This is a genomic window from Nocardia sp. FBN12, assembly GCF_054031145.1.
Genome location: NZ_CM132926.1, coordinates 6,928,779 through 6,949,287, shown reverse-complemented (window position 1 = coordinate 6,949,287; position 20,509 = coordinate 6,928,779). Strand labels below are relative to the sequence as shown.

The window sequence follows — 20,509 nt, the reverse complement described above, 5'->3', positions numbered from 1 at the left end:
GCATCAGACTCGGTCGCTGAAGATTGTCATCCGGCCTGCCGGATCGGCAACCACGTTACGGATCAGCAGGCCGAGGTCCAGTTCCGGCGGTAGCGAACGGTAGATCAGCTCACCCATCGGCCTGCCGTCCACCGCCACCGTGAACCGCGTCATCCGCTGCCGCGACCGTTCCCAGCCGATGTGCGCGGCATCGGTGAGGTCGATCGGTTGGGTGCCGACCTGCACCATCAGCCGATCGGCGAGGCGGTAGAAGATCACCGTCACCCCACCGAGGTCGGCGTACAAGCCGTCGGCCCCGAGTTGTCCCGGCGGCGCGGGCCGCAACGAACCGGACCGCGGATCGAACTCGGCCAGCACGCCACTGCCATACGGCCGGACGAGCAGCACAATTCGCTCGGTCGGCGACTGATACTCCGGCCGGTAAGGCCTGCGGGAATCACCCTGCCCACCGGCAGGAGGCATCACCGGCGGCGGGTACATCGGCGCACCACCCTGCGGACTACCGGTACCCGGCTGTTGCGAACCGGGTTGTCCATGGTCCACGTTTCCGTTCCCCGGCGCGTACGACTGACCGTTCCCCGGCGCGTACGGCTGACCGCTGCCCGGCGCGTACGGCTGACCGCTGCCCGGCGCGTACGGCTGACCGTTCCCCGGCGCGTACGGCTGACCGTTCCCCGGCGCGTACGGCTGACCGTTCCCCGGCGGATAGGGCTGACCATTGCCCGGCGGGTACGGCTGACCGTTCCCCGGCGGGTACGGCTGACCGTTCCCCGGCGGGTACGGCTGACCGTTCCCCGGCGGGTACGGCTGACCATTGCCCGGCGGATACGGCTGACTGCCATCCGGCGGGTAGGGCAGGCCCGAATTCGGCGGCTGGGTCACCCACGGCGGCAGTGGTGGCATGCCGACTCCACCAGGTGGAGTCGGCTGAATCGGCCAAGACGGCACCGTCGGCTCATTCGGCGGCGGATCCGTCGGCGACGGCTCGGTAGGCGGCGGTTCCGGGTGGCCCGGAGGTACAGGCGGGACCGGTAGCTGCGGCGGCCAAGGCGGTTCCGTCGGCACCGGAGGAACCGGCGGCTGCGGAGGAACCGGCAGCTGCGGAGGAACCGGCGGCAGCGGAGGCTGCGGCGGGACAGGCGGCAGCGGCGGTTCTGTCGGCAGCGGCGGCAGCGGCGGTTCTGTCGGCACCGGCGGGCGCGGAGGTTCGGGCACCTCCGGCGGGCACGGCGGATCCTGCTGGTCCGGAGGGCACGGCGGGAGCGGTGGAAGTGGCGGTCGCGGCGGTTCCGGCGGTTCTTGGGGTTCCGGCGTCAATTCCAGTGGCGGAACCGGCCATTCGACAGCGTCGAACACCGGCACCTCGAGCTCCACCTCGTACTCGTGCGGCGGATGCGGAATATGCGACCGATAGGCCGACCCCGGCAACTCCCGACGTGCGCCCGGCCGATCCCCGTCCGACAACCGCGGCGGCGGCCCCTGCTCGCCCGGATCGAATCCCTTGTCCGGATCCGCATCCGAGTCCTCGGACCTGCTCGCATCGACACCCGAATCCGGGTCAGCGGGCACACCGGGCTTCACCTCATCGGTACCGGATCCATGAGGCCTGCGCGAATCACCCTCACCGACAACCGAATCCGGGTCCACAGAAGGACGCCGTCCCGACCCGTCACCAGGATCCGACCCCACGGGCTCGGGCGAACCAGTGCCATCGGCATCGCGCTCAGCCTCAGGCCGGTGAGCCCCCTGGCCCAGCTGCCGATCCTTCGGAATGCCGGGATCACCCGGGTCGGTCACCGGGTCGAGAACTGGTGGGACGGACGGATCACGTGGGTACGGCCGACTCGCGTCTGCTCCGTTCTCGGCAACAGGATCAGCACCGCGCCGCTGCGAGCCATCGCCAGCCTCTGACGAACCATCGGCATCTGGCTCAGCCGTCGGACGATGGGCCCCCTGGCCAGGCTGCCGATCCTTCGGAATGCCGGGATCGCCCGGGTCGGTCACTGGGTCCAGAACCGGTGGAATGGAAGGACTCTCGACCGACGCCGAAGGGTCATGACCATTGGCAGGTGGGCGGGGCCGGCTCGAGCCGGCGGGTTCTGCGTTCTCGGCCGGGGGCAGGTCTCCGGAACGATCGGCCGATGGGGTTCCGTTGTCGCCGTTGGTCGCCGGGCCGGCGGGCAACCCGGGCCGCACCGGCGCTCCGGGCACACTCGGGCTCGGCGAGCCGTTCGGGTCCGACGCAGGCACGCCCTCGGACGGCCCGTCGCCCAGTGCGGGCGCTTCCGCGTCATCGGTCGCGGGCTCGGTGACGAACGGCTCGTTGAACAGCGCCCGCAAACGGGCGATGTCGGCGGCCTGCCTGCGGATCTCCGCGCGGATCTGCTCGTGCACCGCGGCGAGTTTGTCCAGGGTGAGGCGTTCGTGCTTGTCGATGCGGCCGTCGCGGAACCAGTCGTAGACCTTCGCGACCTTCTCGTCGTCGGCGTCGGTGAGGTCGGCGCCGAGCAGGCGGGCGTGATCGCGGCTCGGGCCGGGGACGGCGTCCTCGGGTGCGGGCGGTCGCGGCGACCGGTCGCTCAGATCGTCGGCGCCCACTTCGCGCAGGAAGTCGAGGGCGTCGCGCGGATGGACCGGCGGGTCGTCGCCGATCGCCCGCGGGTCGGTGTCCGGCTTGTAGACCAGTCCCTCGGCGTAGGGGTCGATCTTCGCCAGTGCCCGCACATAATCGGCGAGCGGGCCGGCGAGGTCGGCACGATCGCCGCGCGCGGCCTGGTTCGACAGGGCCTCGGCCAGAGCGGCGGCGGCATCCAGCGGCAGCCCACCGCGTGACAAGCCGAGATGCGGTGCGAGCGCGTCGCGCGCGGCATCGACGGCGGCCGGGTCGAGCGCGTGCAGCAGTTTCGCGTACTCGGTGAGGTCCTCGGCCCGCTGACGGTGCAGCGCCCCGGGGGTCGCGGGATCGGCGAGGTGGTCGGCGACCAACTCGGGGCTGAGGTCGCCCGCGTCGACGTCGAACCGCAGCGCCAGCGCGCTCCGTGCGACGTGCAGCGCGTTGAAGTTGTCGATCGCGTCCACGCTGAGCGCGTGGTCGACCAGACCCTCCAGTTGCCTGGCCCGCACCTGATTGGCCCGATCCAGTTCGGCGAGCAGTTCGTTGAGCTGCTCGGGCGACAGGTTCGACGGGTCATCGATCCCGAGCCGCCGCGCCACCTCGGCGACCTCGGCGCGCACCTCCACCAGCGAACGGGGCTCCGGGACAGCCTGATTCACGTCATCGGCGACGGCGGGCAGGTTCTCCGAGGCGGCGTGCCGGGGCGGCGTCTCGACCATCCGCCACGGCCCGGTGCCGTCGCGCACCATCGTCGCGTCGACGGTGCGACCGTCCAGCTCGCCACGCAGCTGACGCACTTGTGGCGCGTCGACTTCGCTGACCCGCACGCGCCCTTGGTCATCGACCCCGACGATCCTGACCTGGATGTCGACCTCACCCCGATTGAGCCGGTCGATGAAGTCGGCATCGGCGTCGGCGAGTGCCCGCGCCAGCGCGGCTTCGTGTCCCGCCCCGGTGTCGACGATCGCGATCGTGCCGTGCTCGGGATCGAGAACGAGCCGGTCGCCGGTGTCGCTGTCGGTGAAATCGGCTATCCGCCGGGCGAATTCGTCGAGCACGCCGACGTTGGTGTCGAGCTGATCCCGCAGCTTCGCGATCTCGGCGTCGAGATTGCTGACCAGCGCCGCGAGATCGGCGGCGGCGAGAGTGGCCCAGGTGGACCGCTCGTCACGCAGCCCCGCGCGGCGAAGGGCGTCGTCGAAGATCTTGCGCGCGTCCTCGGCGTGGATGGTCTGCGAGCCACCGTCGTCGCTCAGATCGGGCCAGAGGTCGACCCATTCGCCGCCGTTGTTCACCCCGCGCCAGTTCAGCATGTCGAAGCTGAACTTCTCGCCCCTGGCCGCGACGACTTCCTTGAGGTAGGCGCCCAGCGGGTCCTTGCTGAAGAAGTTGGCGGGCCGGAACGCGATGTCGGCGTGCTCGGCGTTGAAGGACCGCGCCGCGGCCTCCAGCGCCTGGATGACACCGTCGCGGCGCAGCAGCCGGTACTTCGCCTCGGCGAGCGCCTTGCGCAGACCCTCTTCGCTGAAATCGGTGATCCGCATACCGAGTTCGCCGGCGAGCGCGTCGAGCACGGTGGCGTCGGCGATCCGCTGATTGACCGCGTCGACCACGTCCCGCAGCCACGGCGGCACCGGTTCGGCCGGTTCGGGAGTCCGCTCGGGTTCGGCGTGAAGAGGTTGCCGCTCACCGGTTTCCGGCAGCTCGGTGGCCTGTCTTGCCGCCAGTTCCTCGGGCGTCAGGCTTTCCGGTTCGAGCAGATGCTCCAGTCCGGCGTCGCGCAGGTCCTGTTCGACCTGGCGGCGCAGCTCCGGATCGGCATCGGAGATCCACGGCTTGTACTCGGACCCATCGAGATTGCGCAGCGGCAGGAACTCGCCCGCCTGATCGGCGATCCGCGAGGACAGGTGCTTGAGAATGGGCACCAGCTCGCGCTTTTGCCACATGTCGATGAGCTCTTTGAGAATGCGCACCGGGTTGAACTTGACCTGCAACTGGTCGTACTCGCCGCCGGGCGCGTTGGGCGTCGAATCCTTCACCGCGGTCAGCGGAAGGCCAGCATGGTGGCCGACCATCGACAGACCCGCGCTGTCCTGGGTGGAGCCCGACGGGTACTTCGGATTCTCGCCCAGGTACGGCCGGTCGAAGACCCGATCCCAGAGCCTGCGCAGCCAGTTCTTCTTCGGTGTCTCGACCACCTTCTCGGCGGCCGGCGCCCGCGGCGTCGGCTCGGGGTGTGCCACGGGTTCCAGATGCCAGCGGTCGGGCCCGTCCTCGACCCGTCGCACCAGTGTCCGGTCCCCCTCGACGTCGACGGAGAGCATCCGGTCGTCGAGCTCGGTGCGTGCCAGCCGGTCCAGGTGCGCGAGGTCGGCGGCATCGCGGGACACCGAGCCACGCAAGCGGGTGATGTCGTCGGCCGCGCGGACCAGTCCCGGATCGGCAGGCAGACCGAGCCGGCCCGCCCACCGCCGCACGACGGCCTCGCGCACCGCCCGCTGCTGCGGATCGGTGGCCGCCTCGGCATGGCGCACCGCCGCGGCGAACGCCTCGACCGCACCCGCCCGCAACAACTGCCGGTAACGCGCCGCGTCGAACGAACCCGGATCGGTCAGGTCGACGCCGAACCTGGCGGCGAGCCGGTCGAGGGCCTGCTGCGCGGGTTCCATCCGTGGCCTACCCGGCTGCGCACCGTCGTCCGGCGGCAACACCGCGGACGGACGCAGCGGCTCTGCCTGCGGGTGCGGTTCCGGCTCGGCGCCGAGACCAGGGCGCGAACCGTGTTCGAGCCCGGCCCGGCGTAGGTCGTCGGCGATCTCCGCGCGCACCTCGGGGTCACCTTCGACCCGCCAGTGCTCGAGCCCGTCCTGCAGCTGGTCGAGATCGAGCGGGCTGTAGTCGTCGGGATACCGCATCGGCGCACCGAGCTCAGCGTCGGGATCCAGTGCGCTGTCGAGGAATCCGCGGGCCCGCGCCATGTCGGCGATCTCGGCCAGCGCGCCGAGCGGATCACGCTGGCCGGTGAGGGCTTCACCCAGACCGAGCGCGTCAGCGAGCCTGCGCACCTGCTCGGCCTGCTCCGGGGTCAGCGGCGGCGCGTCGGCATGGGCCGAGGGCGGCAGATCACTGAGATCCCGAAGGAACTGGCGCACGTCGTCGAGGAGATCGCCGCGCTGCTGGGCGCGGGTCGGCGGGTCGGCGGGCGTGTCACTGTCCGGCTGCACCAGGTCGGCGTCACCGGGCACCGCGAGCTCGGCGGGCGGCTTCGGCAGTTCACTGCCGCGCGGCGACGAACTCTTCGACGGCTCTTCGGGTTCCGGACTCAGCGCGGTCGGCGGATGCGCCGGCGGCTTCGAGGGCGGGCCACCGGGCGCGGGCGTGGGAGCGGGCGGATCGCCGGATTCGTCGTCACCACGCGATCCGTCGGCGCCATCGCGCGATCCCTCGGCGCCGGTCGACGGTGAGCTCGCCTGGTCAGCACCGTTCGCCGTGGGATCGAGGGCGCCAGGCGGGCGCGGCACCCCCGCATCCGCGCTGGGCGTACCGGGATCGGCGTTCAGCATGCGGTTCGCGTCGGCGGGCGGAGTTCCATTGTCGCCGTTGGCTTCCGGAGCAGCGGGCAACCCCGGCGGCACAGGCGCGCCCGGACCACTGGTCGGCAGACCGGGAGTGCCAGGTGGCGACGACCCGTCCGAGGCCGGCGCGGGCGGCCCATCGAGCGCTGGCGTGTCCGCACCACCGATCTCCGGATCGGTGACGAACGGCTCGTTGAGCAACTCGCGCAGCCTGGCGATATCGGCGCCCCGCTGCCGGATCTCGTTGCGGATCTCCTCGTGCACCTGCGCGAGTTGTTCGAGGGTGAGGCGCTCGTGCTTGTCGATGCGACCGTCGCGGAACCACTGGTAGACCTGGGCGACCCGCGCGTCGTCGGCGTCGGTCAGGTCGACGCCGAGCAGGCGGGCGTGATCGCGGCTCGGGCCCGGGACCGCGTCCTCGGGCGCGGCAGGCAGCGGCGACCGGTCGCTGAGATCGTCGGCGCCCACTTCACGCAGGAAGTCGAGGGCGTCGCGATCGTGCACCGGCGGGTCGTCGCCGATGGCGCGCGGATCTGCTTCCGGGTTGTAGACCAGATTTTCGGCATAGGGATCGATCTCGGCGAGCGCGCGCGCATAGTCGGCGAGCGGCCCGGTGAGGTCGTCCAGTTCGACACGCGCGGCCCGGTTCGAGACCGCCTCGGCCAGCGCGTCCGCGTCGAGCGACAGCTCCCCGCGCGACAGCCCGAGATGCGGGGCGAGCGCGTCGAGCGCGGCATGGACGGCGGTCGGGTCGAGCGCGCGCAGCAGCTCCGCGTACTCGGTGAGATTCTTCGACCGCTGACGATGCAGCTCCACCCGCGTCGCGGGATCGGCGAGCCCGCGGGCGATCACCTCCGGCGTGAGCGCCTCCGGGGTGACGCCGAACCGCAACGCCAGCGCACTGCGCACATTGTGCAGCGCGTTGAAGTTGTCGATCGCGTCGGCGCTGCGCGCGTAGTCGACCAGGCCCTCGACCTGCCTGGCCCGCACCTGATTGGCGCGTTCCTGCTCGGCCAGCAGCGAGTCGAGCCGCTGCGCGGACAGGTTCGACGGATCGTCGATACCGAGCCGCCGCGCCACCTCGGCGATGTCGGCACGCACTTCGGCCAGCGAACGTGGCTCCGGGACAGGCTGATTCGTGTCATCCGGCACGGCGGCCACCTCGGCGCCGGGCTCGACAGGCTTGGGCGGCAGCTCGACCATTCGCCAAGGCTCGCCACGGTCGCGCACCATCGTCGCGTCCACCGGGTGCCCACCGACCTCGGTGCGCAGGTGCCGCACCTCGGGCGCGTCGACCTCGAGCAGATGCACGCGGCCGTTCTCGTCGATTCCGACCACCCGGATCTCGAGGTCGACCTCGCCACGGTTGAGGCGGTCGATGAAGTCCGCGTCGGCTTCGGCGAGTGCGCGGGCCAGGGCGGCCTCGTGCCCGGCGCCCGTGTCGACGATCGCGATCTCGCCGTTCTCGGTGTCGACCACGAGCCGATCGCCGGTATCGCTGTTATTGAAATCAGCCATCCGCCGGGTGAATTCATCGAGCACCCCGATGTTTCTGTCGAGCTGATCCCGGACCTTCGCGATCTCGGCATCGAGATTGTTGACCAACGCCTCGAGGTCGGCACCCGCGAGATGCGCCCACGTGGACCGCTCGTCACGCAGCCCCGCGCGGCGAAGGGCGTCGTCGAAGATCTTGCGCGCGTCCTCGGCGAGAACGGTCGGGTCGTTGCCGTCGTCGGCGAGGTCGGTCCAGAGGTTGGGCAGCTCGCCGCCGTTGTTCACCCCACGCCAGTTCAGCATCTGGAAGCTGAACTGGTCGCCCTTGGCCGCGACGACTTCCTTGAGGTAGGCGCCCAGCGGGTCGTTGCTGTGGAAGTTGGCCGGCCGGAACGGGATCTGCGCGTGTTCGGCGTTGAAGAACCGCGCGGCCGCTTCCAGCGCCTGGATCACCCCGTCGCGACGCAACAGCCGGTACTCGGCCTCCGCGATCGCCTTGCGCAATCCTTCCTCGCTGTAATCGGTGAGCCGCACCCCGAGTTCGTGGGCCAGCGCCTCGAGCACGGTGGCGTCGGAGAGCCGTCCGTTGACCGCGTCGACCACCTCCCGCAACCACGGCGGCAGCGGCTCGGCGACCGGGGGGACTTCCGCACCCTTGCTCGAAACCTGCACCGGATCAGCGGATTCCGGCAGCTGCTTCGACTCCCGCGCGGCCAGTTCCGCGGGGGTCAAGCTCTCGGGTTCGAGCAGATGCTCCAGCCCCGCATCCCGCAGATCCTGTTCGATCTGACGGCGCAGCTCCGGATCGGCGTCGGAGATCCATGGCTTGTACTCGGTGCCGTCGAGATTGCGCAGCGGCAGGAACTCGCCCGCCTGGTCGGCGATGCGCGAGGACAGGTGCTTGAGAATCGGCACCAGTTCGCGGTTCTGCCACATGAGCACACCCTCTTTGAGGATGCGTGCGGGGTTGAACTTGATCTGCAACTGGTCGTACTCGCCGCCGGGCGCGTTGGGCGTCGAATCCTTCACCGCGGTCAGCGGCAGCCCGGCACCGTGGCCGAGCATCGACTGACCAGCACCATCGATACTCGATCCCGACGGATACTTCGGGTTCTCACCGTAGTGGCCACGATTGACGAACCGGTCCCACAGCTTGCGCAGCCAGTTCTTCTTCGGCGCCACCTCGACCGCCTTGTCCACGGTGGGCCCGAACGGCTTCGGTTCGACTCGCGCGAGGGGTTCGAGGTGCCAGGCCTCCGGCCCGTCGGCAACCAGCCGCACCAGCATCTTCTCGCCCTCGACGTCCATCGACAGCACGCGGTCGTCGAGGGTGTTGCGCACCATCTGATACAGATGCGCCATATCACCGGCGTCGCGCGTCACCCCCGCCCGCAACCGGTTGATGTCGTCGGCGGCGCGCACGAGACCGGGGTCGGCCGGTAGTCCGAGCCGGGCGGCCCAGCGCCGAGCGACGGCCTCGCGCAGCGCGCGCTGCTGCGGATCGGTAGCGGCCTCGGCATGCCGGACCGCGGCGGCGAACGCCTCGACCGCACCCGCCCGCAGCAACTGCCGGTACCGCGCGGCATCGAGGGAACCCGAATCGGTGAGATCCACCCCGAACCTGGCGGCCAGGCGATCCATCGCCTGCTGCGCGGGCTCGATCCGCGGACTGCCGGGCTGCCGCGCACCGTCTTCCGGCGGCAGTATCGATGACGGCTGCAACGGTGTGGCCTGCGGGTTCGGCTCCGGTTCTGTGCCGAGCGAGGGGCGCGCGCCGTCCTCGAGTCCGGCCAGCCGCAGGCCCTCGGCCATCTCGGCTCGCACCTGCGGATCGCCCTCGACCCGCCAGTGGTCGAGGCTGTCCTGCAACTCGTCGACGTCGAGCGGTTCGTAGTCGTCCGGATACCGCATCGGTTTGCCGAGTTCGGCGTCGGGATCCAGTGCGCTGTCGAGGAATCCGCGCGCCCGCGCCATATCGGCGATCTCGGCGAGCGCCCCGAGCGGATCACGCTGCCCGGTGAGCGCGTCGCCGAGACCGAGAGCTTCGGCGAGCATGCGGACCTGCTCGGCCTGCTGCGGCGTGAGCGGTGGCGTGTCGGCGGTTGTCGAGGGCGGCAGATCGCTCAGTTCCTGCAAGAACTGGTGGACGTCGTTGAGGAAGTCCCTGCGCTGGTACGCGCGTTGTGGTGCGCCGTCGGCATCGACACCGTCGGCGACCGGTCGAGTCTGCGCGGCGTCGCCGGGTACGGCCAGTTCGGCCGCCGCCGCGGGCATGCCGAAGTCCAGTGGCGACGAATTCTGCGACGGCTCTTCGGGTTCCGGGCTCGGCGCCGTCGGCGGCCGTGACGGTGGCTTGGACGGCGGGCCGCCGGGAGCAGTGCTCGCCGCGGGTGGTTCGCCCGGGTCGTCGCCGTTGTCCCGCGATCCGTCGTTGCCGGACGGATCCTGCTCGCGAGAACCGTCCTCGCCGGGGGAATCCTTCTCGCGTGCCCCGGCGACGCCGTCGGTGGTCGACCCGTCGCCGCTGCCCTGCCGTTCGACCGCTGCGGCGAACCTGGCTGCCATTTCCGCACGGGCGGCGTCGAATTCCTGCTGCGCGCGAAGGTACGACTCCAGTGCCTGGTTGTCGGCGAGTGCTTCGGCGTCGAGATCCTCGGCCCGCACCTGCGCGGCCTCGGCCACCTCGGCGCGCAGCGCGTCGAACTTCTGCTGCGCGGCGAGGAACGACTCGAGCGCGGCCAGGTCCGCCGCGCGCACGGCGAAATCCGCGTCGGGGTCGTTGCCACGCTGCGCGGCGGCCTCCGCGTCTCGAGCCGCCAGCTCCTCGAATCTGGCGGCGATCTCGGCCTGCGCGGCCTCGAAATCCCGCTGGGCGCGCAGGTACGACTCCAGCGCGGCCACGTCCGCTTCGAGGCCGTCGAGTTCACGCAGCGTGTCGTCCAGCGCGGCATCGGCCTGATCGGCGCGGCGCTCGTCGGCCTGATCGTGCAGCTTCTGCTGGCGTTCGACGGCGTTGTCGATCATCGCCAGCGGATCGACCGGCTCGCCCGGTCCGACCAGATCGTCCAGCGCGGCAATCGGTTCGGCGAGTTCGTCGGCGACCTCGTCCAGCTTGCGCATGGTCTGATCGAGCTTCGCCTCGGCCCGATCGTCGAGGTCGGTGCCACGTTCCGGCGGCACCTGCGCGTCGGGTCGACCCGAATCCGGTTGTGGTCCAGGCGGTTGCGTGCGCGGAGTGCCGTTCGGCCCACCACCTTCGGGCGCGCCGGGCAGCCCCCGCCGCCCCGCCGGCAGCTCGTCGGGCTGCGGGCCGGGATGCTCCCTGGCCGCGGCGCCGTCGCCGGCGGGCAGGTCCGCCACCGGCCGGTAGAACTCGTCGGTGAGCGCCTTCAACTGCTCGAGCCGCTCGGTCCTGAGGCGGATCTCCGCGCGGATGGCCGCGATCTCGGCGGCCAGCTTCTCCGGGCTCAGGCCCTCGTGCTTCTCGATCTTGCCGTCGCGGTAGGCCTCGTAGATCTCGACGAACTTCGCGTCGTCGGCGGTGGACACATCCACGCCAACCAAGCGCGCCCAGTCCCGATTCGGCTGTGGCCGTGGATCGTTCGGGCCGACCGGCTCGTCCGCGCCATACGAGCGGGCGACGTTGTCGGCGACCTGCGCGGCGAAATCGACCGGGTTCGCACCGGGCTCGGCGGCGCCGACCACATCGCGCAGGGCGTGGAGCGCGTCGCGGTCATAGATGTGGGGGTCGCCGGTGGTGCGCGGATCGGGCGCTCTGGTGCCTGCGGGGTGGTCGGTGTACGGGTCGATCCGCAGCAGCGCGTCGGCGTAGGTAGCCAGCGCCGTCCGGGCGTGGTCGCCCGCGCCGAGCCGATGCATCCGGGTGACGAGCTTGCGCAGCTTGGCCGGGTCGATGCCGGTGTCGGCGGGCCCGACCTTCGACCGGCCGGTGAGCGGGTCGGTCTTGCTCACCTTCGGCCGCAACGCCTCCGGATTCCCTGGGCTCAGCGCCTGGATCAGCGCTTCCTGCGCCGCCTTGACCGCGGCCTCGTCGACATTGCGCAGCTGCTGGGAGTAGCCGGCGGTATTGCTCGGGTCGCGCTGCTGCCCGTCGAGCAGGTCCTCGAACTGCTGCTGGCGTTTGCCGCGCCGCTGCTTCGGATCGGTCAGCGCCTCGGCGATCCGCTGGGGCGTGAGCTCGCCCGCCGGGATACCGAGCCGGGTGCCCAGTTGATCGCGCGCGTCACCGATCAGGTGGAAGGTCTCGATGTCGGCCATCGTGCGGGCGTAGTCCGACAGTGCCTCGGCCTGCCCGGCGCGCACCGCGTTGTCCAGGTGCAGCTCGCGGATGGTGGCGTCGATGTTGTCCGGGTGTAGCGCGGCAGGCCCGAGGTTCAGTTGCCTTGCCAGATCGACGATTTCGCGCACCATGTCGGCGCGGTCGCGCGGGGTGGGCGGCGGTTCCGGCGTCGGCTGGACCGGTCGCCACTGGCCGTCCTCGCCGCGCATCATCGTCACCTGCAGTTCGGCGCCGTCCACGGTGCGCCGAATGTGCTGTACCTCCGGCGTCGCCACCGGGTCCAGGAACTGCCTGCCCGCACCGTCGGCGTGCACGGTCCGGAAGTCCGGCCGCAGCACCCCGTTGTCGATGTCGATCGCCAGCTCCGGGTTGTCCCGCAACGCGCGGGCCAGCGCCTCCTCGCGGTCGAGCGGACCGTCGACGACCAGCAGCCGGTCCGGCCCACCGTCCGCGTCCGGCACCCGCGCGACCTGATCGCCGTAGGACTTGCCGACCGGTTCGGCGCCGTCGCCCTGCAGGATCGGCTGCGCGGCGGCGATGAAATCGGCCAGGTTCTGCGCCCGCTGCCGCGCCGCGTCCCGCAGTTCGCTCAGCGTCGGATCCATCCGGTCGCCCGACAGATCGCTCAGGTCGCGGCCGAACATCGCTGCCCAGCCGGACAATTCGTCACGCAGCTGGTCGCGGCGCAGCGCGTGTTCGAAGAACTCCCGCGCCCGCGCCTCGTCGCGGCCCGGTTCCCGATCGTCGGAGAAACTCGCCCATTCGGGCAACCGGTCCGCGCCGTTGCCGACCCGGTCGTAGTCGCGCAGCGAGGTGACGCCCTCGAAGGCGACGATCAAGTCGCGCAGGAACCTACCCAGCGGATCGTTGTCGAGGAAGCTGACCTCCCGCGAGAACGGCACCGGGCGTGGGGCACTGGTGTCGCCCCAGTGGCTCTGGCGCGGCTCGGAGGCACCCGGCTCGTCGTCGAAGTCGTCGTAGTCGTCGCGCGGTTCGTCCGAGTCGATCGCGCGCCGCTGGTCCGGTTCCGACAGCGCGCGCCCGTCGGGTGCCTGCGCCGGGTCGGCGGGATGATCCGCGCGCCGGTACGGGCGGGTCTGTTCCTCGTCGGCTCGTCGCGCCGCGTCGGCCAGGCCCTCGATCGCGCCGATCTCGCGCAGCAGCCGGTGGCTCTGCAGGTCGATCGCCCGGCGGATCTCCGCCGCCCCGTCACCACGCAGGTGGATACCGAGCCGGTCCGCCATCTCGGTCAGCGTCTCGCCCTCGGGCGGCGGCCCCTGCTGCTCCGGCTTCGGATCCACGGGCGGGACGGGTGCGTCCTCCATCGCCCGCGCCTCGTCGGTATCGATGAGCCCGTTGTATTCCAGATCGTCGATCAGGTCCTGGCGCAGCTGCGGATCGCGCGCGTTGCCGAACAGCTCCTTCAGGATGTCGCGGACCTCGTCGGCGTCCATCCGGTTGGCCCGTAGCTCGCTGATCACGGTGTCGCGCACCGCGTTCGGATCGGCATCAGAGATCCACGGCCGGTATTCGGTGCCGTCGGGGAAGTACACCGGGTGGTAATTGCCCGCCGAATCCGCCTCGCGCCCCAGCAATCCGCCGATGATCGGAATGTGCTCACGGTTGTGATACCAGGTGAGACCCTCGCGGCCGATCCGCGCCACATTCAGCGCGGGATCGCCTGCCCCCGGCGGCGGCTCGCCCATCACCGGGCCGTCCACCGGCGGCGGTGCGGGCTGTGCCGGTGTCGGTGCCGGACCGGAGATCAGCTGAGCGCCACCGGTCACACCATCGCGGATCGCGGTCTGCCCGAGATGATCGAGGCCGGAACCGGACGGGTACTTGAGATTCAGGCCCTGATAGCCGGCGTTGAGATCATCGACCAGCTTGCGCAGGGCGTTGCGGTTGTCGATCTCGCGAATACCCGCGTCGTTACGCGCGGGCACAGGCTGGGTGGCCTCGTCGCCGTCGTTGCGCGCGACCACCCATTGCCCGTCGGCCAGCTGGATGTGCAGCGCGACCACATCCCCGTTGTCCCCGAGCTCGATCCGCACTTCGCGCTGCGGGGTTTCCGGCTCCGGATCGGCGAAGTCCGGTTTGCGATGATGGTTTTCGCCGTCCTCGTCACCCATGAAGTCGGCATCGTCGTCGACACGCGGCGCACCGTCCCACGAGACCAATCCCGGTTTGCGTTGGGTGCCATCGGGATTCAGCTGGCCGGCCAGGTCGGCACGCCGCTCGGGGGCTGCCGGATCCTTCGGTTCGAAGCCATCATGATTGCGGTAGTGCCCCTCAGCACTCTCGGTCCCGGAGATCATTCTGGTGCAGTTCGCACAGCAGAGCATTCCGGGGTGTTCGCGGTTACCGACACTCACCGGAGCGTGCACCAGTGAGCGCATAGCATTTCGATCCGCCGGCACACCCAGCCGGTCGCGATCGTGCAGCGCCTCGTTGGTAGTCCGGACCTCGGCGTGGCGTAGCGGATCGTCACCGTGCGGGAAGGCCTGATCGTCCTTCTGGCCGCGCGCGAGCTCCGCGAGATCCTGCCCGGTGGCCCTGACGTTTTCGGCAAGGCGCGGATGGAGCTCACCGACCTCGATTCGGCTGCCGCTTGGACCGTTGGCCGCTTCGTAGACCCGTCCGGTGAGGCGATCGATCGTCACAGCCATGACCGGACCGATGGGATTCTGGGTGCCTGCGGCCCTGACACACGCACGCTGGGCGCGGTCGAGTTCTTCGCGCAGGCCGTTGAACGCCGCCTCAGTGCGCTTCAGCGCCTGGACCGCGGCACGCTTGTCCTCCGGCGCCGCTTGTTTCAGCGCGGCGATCGCGTCCGCTTTCGCTGTCTTCGCCGTCTCGAGCCGCCCCTCGACTTCGCTGCGCTTGCCCTCGGCAGCCGCGATATCCGCCGCCCGCTGACTCTTGGCGGCGTCGGCCGCCGCCGCGTAGTCGGCCGCGCGGTCGGTGGCGAGCCTGCGCGCGTAGTCGTCGATGTACTCGTTGTCGATCGACACGATTTCACCGTCAGCGTCTCTGACGATGTCACCGTCCAATTCGCCCAGCAGGTGTGCCTTCGCATCGGGCACATCACTGGAACCCGGCGAATCGGCGGTCTCGGGCACCGGTGCGATCTTCGCCATCGCCGACCCGAGGTCGGCCGTGTCGTCGGTCCGCGATTCCGGGGTATCAGACGCGTCCGGCGGCACGACATCGTCGTCATCCATATAGTCGATCCGGTCGTCACCGTTCCGAATATCCGAATCGCCGTCGATTGCCGGTGAATTGTTCAGCGCCGCTGCCGCATCCGCGACGAAGGGCAGCGGCACATCCGCGAGAACATTCGTGCCGTCCCGCTCGAGCAACAGTTCGGTGACCGTCACCTTGCCCTTTTCGGACGCGTGGACCAGCTTGTACTCGACCCGCAGCGTGCCGTCGTCGCGGGCAGCGCGCAGCGCGTCCACGGCTTCCCGCAGTGCGCGCCCTTCGGGGCTGTCGGGGTCGATGCCGCGCGCTCGCATCTGTTCGGGCATCTCGTTGAGAATGCGGCGCAGATTCCGATCCATGTCCAGCGTGCGCCGGAGGTACTCGGGCGACCCCTGTTCCGCTCGAGCGATCTTCGAACCGCCGAGTCCCGCGCCGACACCCTTGGCCTCGACCACGAGCAGGGTCGGCGGCGAACCGGCACCTGCGGGCGGCACATAGGACGCGATATCGACGACACCGGCACCGTCGAACGCACCGACGAACGGCGTGAGCAGCACCGCACCGGGTCGACTCAGCGCGACATCGAGTCCCGCTGTCTCACCCAGCAGTTTCGAGACGCCGACCATCTCCGTGCCGAGGGTGAAGTACCGCTCGGCGGCGGACTCCAGATCCGCCAGGGCCTCCAGCTTGCTGACCATTTCCTCCGGCGTCAGCGATTCGTCGGCCATGACGTCCGCGGTGAGATCCTCGATCTTCGCGGCGACCTTCTCCGGCGCCAGATCGTGTCGTTTCTTGACGTCGAATTCACCCATGAGGCGATCGAGGTCGTCTCGTACCCCATTGCGCTCGGTTTGGAGTTCCATCCGGCGCTCTGACGCATCACTCAATGCGTCGGCACGATCCGAATCCCGCATGGTGTGCGAGTCGGAATCGCCCTTCTGCACCTCGTAGAGGTACGCACTGTCGACGAGGGGGTCGCCGCGCAGAAACCCACCTTCGGGCCGTTGGAGCCGGAAACCCTTGTCACGAACCGAGTTCGCGGGATCATCGACGTGGTGCCAAGTCCCGTCCGGATCCCGATAGCTGTCCAGCCGATCGTCGGGCCGACGCAACAACCCATCGTCCCCACGAATCATCCCCGGTGGGACCGAATCCGCTGATCCACGATCCGGACCGGCGACATCGTCGTCGTCGCCCATGAAGTCGGTCTCCGGGTATTCGGGTGAGACCAACCGGGGTTCGGTGGGATTGCCGTCGCGTGCCGCCTGCTCGAGATCGGCATGGCGCAGCGGATCGACCCGGGGCGCGCCCTCGTCGATGATGTGGCCCGCGGTGCTCTCGGTGCCCTGGACCACGCGGGTGCAGTTGGCGCAGCAGGGCAGTTCGCCATGGCCCGGTACATACGGCGAGTTGAGGATGGAGGACAGACCGTCGAAGTCGGTCGGCAGCTGGTCCTCGGGGCCACGTTTCTGGTTGAGCAGTTCCCGGTCGTGCAGGGCGGCGTTGGTGCCGCGCACCTCGGCGTGGCCGAGCGGGTTGTCGTGGTGCGGGAATTGGGCTGGGTCGCGACCGTTGTGGTAGACGTCCAAGGGGTCCTGATAGCGAGCGACGTTGCCGTCGCGCAACGTCGAGTGCAGCTCGGAAGGGTGGATGCGGTAGTCGGAGGGGCCGTTCGCGGCCTCGTACACGCGACCGGTCAGCCGGTCGATGGTGATGGAGGTGACGTGGCCCCGCTGGGCCACCGGCAACCGCTCGGCTTCGGCCTTCGCCAGGCGCTTCGCGGGCGAATTGCCCACCGCGGCTTCGGCTTTGTCGGCGGCGATGAAGTTGTCGAGGGCGGCCTTGGCCGCTGCGGCTTCCGCCTTGGCCGTCGCGACGTCGGCCTGCGCGCGGCGGATCTGCTCCTCGCCGTCCTCGGCGCCGAGCTTGCGTGCGTTCTCGGCATCCTTCAGCGCGATGATGGCGTCGCGAACCGCCCGGCCCGTCGTCGCCTTCTGGACTTCCAGCGCCGTCTGCTTGGCCTTGTGCTGCTCGTTTTCGGCGACCAGGGCTGCGTCGGGTGTGGCTGCGACGACGAACGCGTCGCCACGCTCGGCACTGAGCCGGCGGGAGAAATCGTCGATCGGTTCACCGTCGACATGGGTGATCCGGGGCGGATCGCCTGCGGTCCGCACCAGTGGGTCGTTCGTATCCAGCACGCCGAGCAGATGCGCGTCCACCTCGGGCGCCCGGTTGAAAGGGGTGCCGTCGGTGCCGACTACCGGATCGAGGAACGACATCGCGGCCGGGCGGGTCGGCGGCGGATCCTGGTCGCTCATGAAGTCGACGAGGTCGCGATCCAGCGGTGGACCGTCGCCGTCGAGCGGGTCACGAGTATCGGACGGATCGGAATCCGTTCTCGGCGAAGGTGTATCGCTGGGCGTTGTCGCGGACTCCGGGCTGAACGTGCGCCAGTCGCCGCCACGATCGATCACCGGGTCCGAACCAGGCTCGCGCCGCACACCGACCCGGTCGGTGGGCGCGGTGACATCGACACCGAGCTGGTCGGCGACGTACTGCGCCCAGCCATTGCTGTTGCCCGCGTGGCAGGCGAGCAACCGGATAGGCGTTCCTGGAACATAATTCGGGTTGCTGCGGATCGCGTCGACGATATCGCGCGGGTGGACCGGGTCCCCGTTGCTCGGGGTCACCGAGCCGTCACGCCGCCCGTGCACGACCACGTCGTGGGAGCCGTCGTTACGGACGTTCTCGCTCACCCGGTGGGTACGGGCGTCCTCACCGATGGCCGTGCCGGTCGGATGGTGCACGACACCTTGACCGTTGGGCAGACGGGTGTCGTAGACCGGGCCGCTGTCCTCGTCGGCCTGCGGCTGCCTGCGATCATCCCCGGCGTCGGTGCGATCCCGCGGCGATGCGGTGTCGTCGGCGCCCGCGCGGCCGGGACGACTCGTTTCCGGGCCCGACCGGGCGGGGTTCGCGCCCGGATCGGCCCCGACGATCGGCACCACCGGCGCGATATCGGCCAGCGGATCAGCTTCGGACCTGACTTCGGAATCCCGCGAGCGCACCGGTTCGGCGGTGACCTCGGACTCGCCGGATTGCATCGGCGGCGCCTCGCCCGGTGCGGCCCGCAATCCCTGCAAAGGGGTATCGGCGAGGCCCGCTCCGCGCTGTTCGCCCACACCGGCGCGGCCTTCATCGGGACGGTTGGTCGGCGCACCGGGATCTTCGGCGGTGCCCTGCGAGTCGGCCACCCCCGACTCATCGACAGTCGGGCTGTCGGTTCTGACTTCCGGTGCGCCGGAACGGATGTCGGACCCGGGCTGCGCACCATCGGTCAACCCGGCGCGGACTTCCGGCGCGCCGGGGCGGGCCGCGGGCTGCGATCCCTGAGCAGGCGTCGACTGCTGGCCAGGCGTCGACTGCTGTGTCGACGTCGATTGTGTTGGCGCAGTGGGTGATTGAGTGGGACTCGCGGCCGGCTGGCCGGTGGCCGGCGTCGCGGCTTGATTGGTGACCGGCGCCTGACCGGTGGCGGCAGGCGATGGCCCCGCCGTCGCCACCGGCCCGGCAGCCGCCATGCCCGCACCGACCGGCGCCCCGGCATGTGTTGTCGTGTCCCGGTTCGTCGTCTGTGTGTCGTTGACCTGCGTGACCGGCTGACCACTCGACTGCGCGTCAGTGCGCGTGCCCTCGCCGACGCTCGCGCCGTCGGCTTGCTCGGCCTCACCCGCCCGCGACTTGTCCTGACCGGAATCCGATTGCGCCGCAGGGCTTTCCCCTTCGGCGCGGCCGCCGCCGTCCTGACGACCGCCGTCACCTACCTGCGATTCGCCGCCATGGACCTCGGGCTTGGACTCTTGACGCCCGGCACCCGCGCCGCCGTCGCCCGCGGTCTGCTGGTCGTCGCCGGACTGCTGATTCGCCCGTCCCTCTTCGGAATTCGTCGGTCCCTGCGCGTCGCCCTCGGGCGACTGCGTGCTGCCCGCGGGGCGCATCGACTGGCTGTCGTCCCCGGCACCGGCCCGCGACTCACCCGACCCCTCGTCGCCCATGGTGTCGTCGCCCGCACCCGCGCGCACGCCGTCGTCACCGCCTGCCCCGGTCGCCTCGTCGTCGGCACCGGCCCGGTTCTCGCCCTCGCCACCGGGACGGTTGGACGACCCGTCCCCGCCCGCGGTGTCGCTGAGCCCGAATGTTCCGAGGTCGTAGCCGGGCCCCATGGCTTCGCGAATCTGCGAGCTGAAGCTTGGCCGGTCGAAAAGGCCGGGCTTCATCGCCGACCACGCCGAGTTCGCCCCGGCCTTGTTCAGGCCGGAGAGACCGCCGTTGCTGGCACCCGCACTCCACATGAGCGGGTCGGACGCCGCGGTCTGCAGGTTGTCCCAGGCCTTGTCCCACCCCTGGGTGAACCCCTCGTAGCCGAACTGACCGAGCATGCCGCCGCCCGCGCCGACCAGACCGGCACCGGTGCCGGTGATCGCGCCCTTGAGCCACGGCGCCATCCCGTCGCCGAGTTTCTTGCCGAGGAAGTTGCCGAACGGGCCGGCCGCGAGACCACCGGCGGCGGACGAGACCGCGGCCGCCTTGACCTGGTTCCAGTCGACCTCCTTGCGGTGGCCCTGATCCACCTGCCACTGCTGGACACCGAGTTCCTGCAGCGTGCCGAGCGCCGTATCGATCGCCACGTGCTGGCCGATGAACTTCAGGACCCTGGTGATCGTCGCTTTCGCGCCGTGTCGCAGGATCGCCGCCAGCACGCGGCCGAAGATTCCCCGTGCGATGACGCGGGTCACGCCGACCGCGGCCGCCTGCACAGCGGGTGCCGTCGGCGGAAACACCCACGCCGCAGCGATTTCCAGCGCCAGCAAGCCCAGCGAGGAAAGGAACATGATCTTGGTGTATTCGATCTCGGTGCCGGTCTGATAGACCGAATCGCCGAGGACGTCGAACAGTTCGGCCAGCTTGGTCACCGACTGGTCGCCGCGGGCCATCCCCTCGAAGGCTTTGAGCATGTCCTCGACACCCTCGCCCTGCGGATACGCCTTGAACGCAGCAGCTTTGGCGGCGTCGACATCGTCGACCAGACCACGAAGACCGTCTGCGGCCGTGCGCCAGTCCTCGGCCATGGCCCACATCTCGTCTTCATTGCCCTCTGGCCACTCCATGCCGGCAAGAATCGAGAGCCAATGCAGCCCAGATGGGAGATCGATCATGGAGCGCTACGTCACCAACTCGAGTCCGTGAACGTCGCCATCGCCCCTCATCCCTCAATAGTGATGCCCGGTCGAGCACACCACAACTCGTTCGCCGCCGCAACAA

Annotated in this window: 1 protein-coding gene; it reads right to left on the bottom strand. The window is 70.1% G+C overall.

Translation table 11 applies throughout. The features are described 5' to 3' along the window. Positions 1-3 precede the first annotated feature (3 nt). Positions 4-20,403: a WXG100-like domain-containing protein gene (locus tag ACWZHB_RS32605; RefSeq protein ID WP_457204120.1), complete on the bottom strand. Its 20,400-nt coding sequence runs from the start codon at positions 20,401-20,403 to the stop codon at positions 4-6. Positions 20,404-20,509 lie beyond the last annotated feature (106 nt).

What these genes read in the sequence shown, in the direction of transcription:
- ACWZHB_RS32605 (WP_457204120.1), bottom strand. Translation starts at nt 20,403, where the DNA reads ATGATCGATCTCCCATCTGGGCTGCATTGGCTCTCGATTCTTGCCGGC.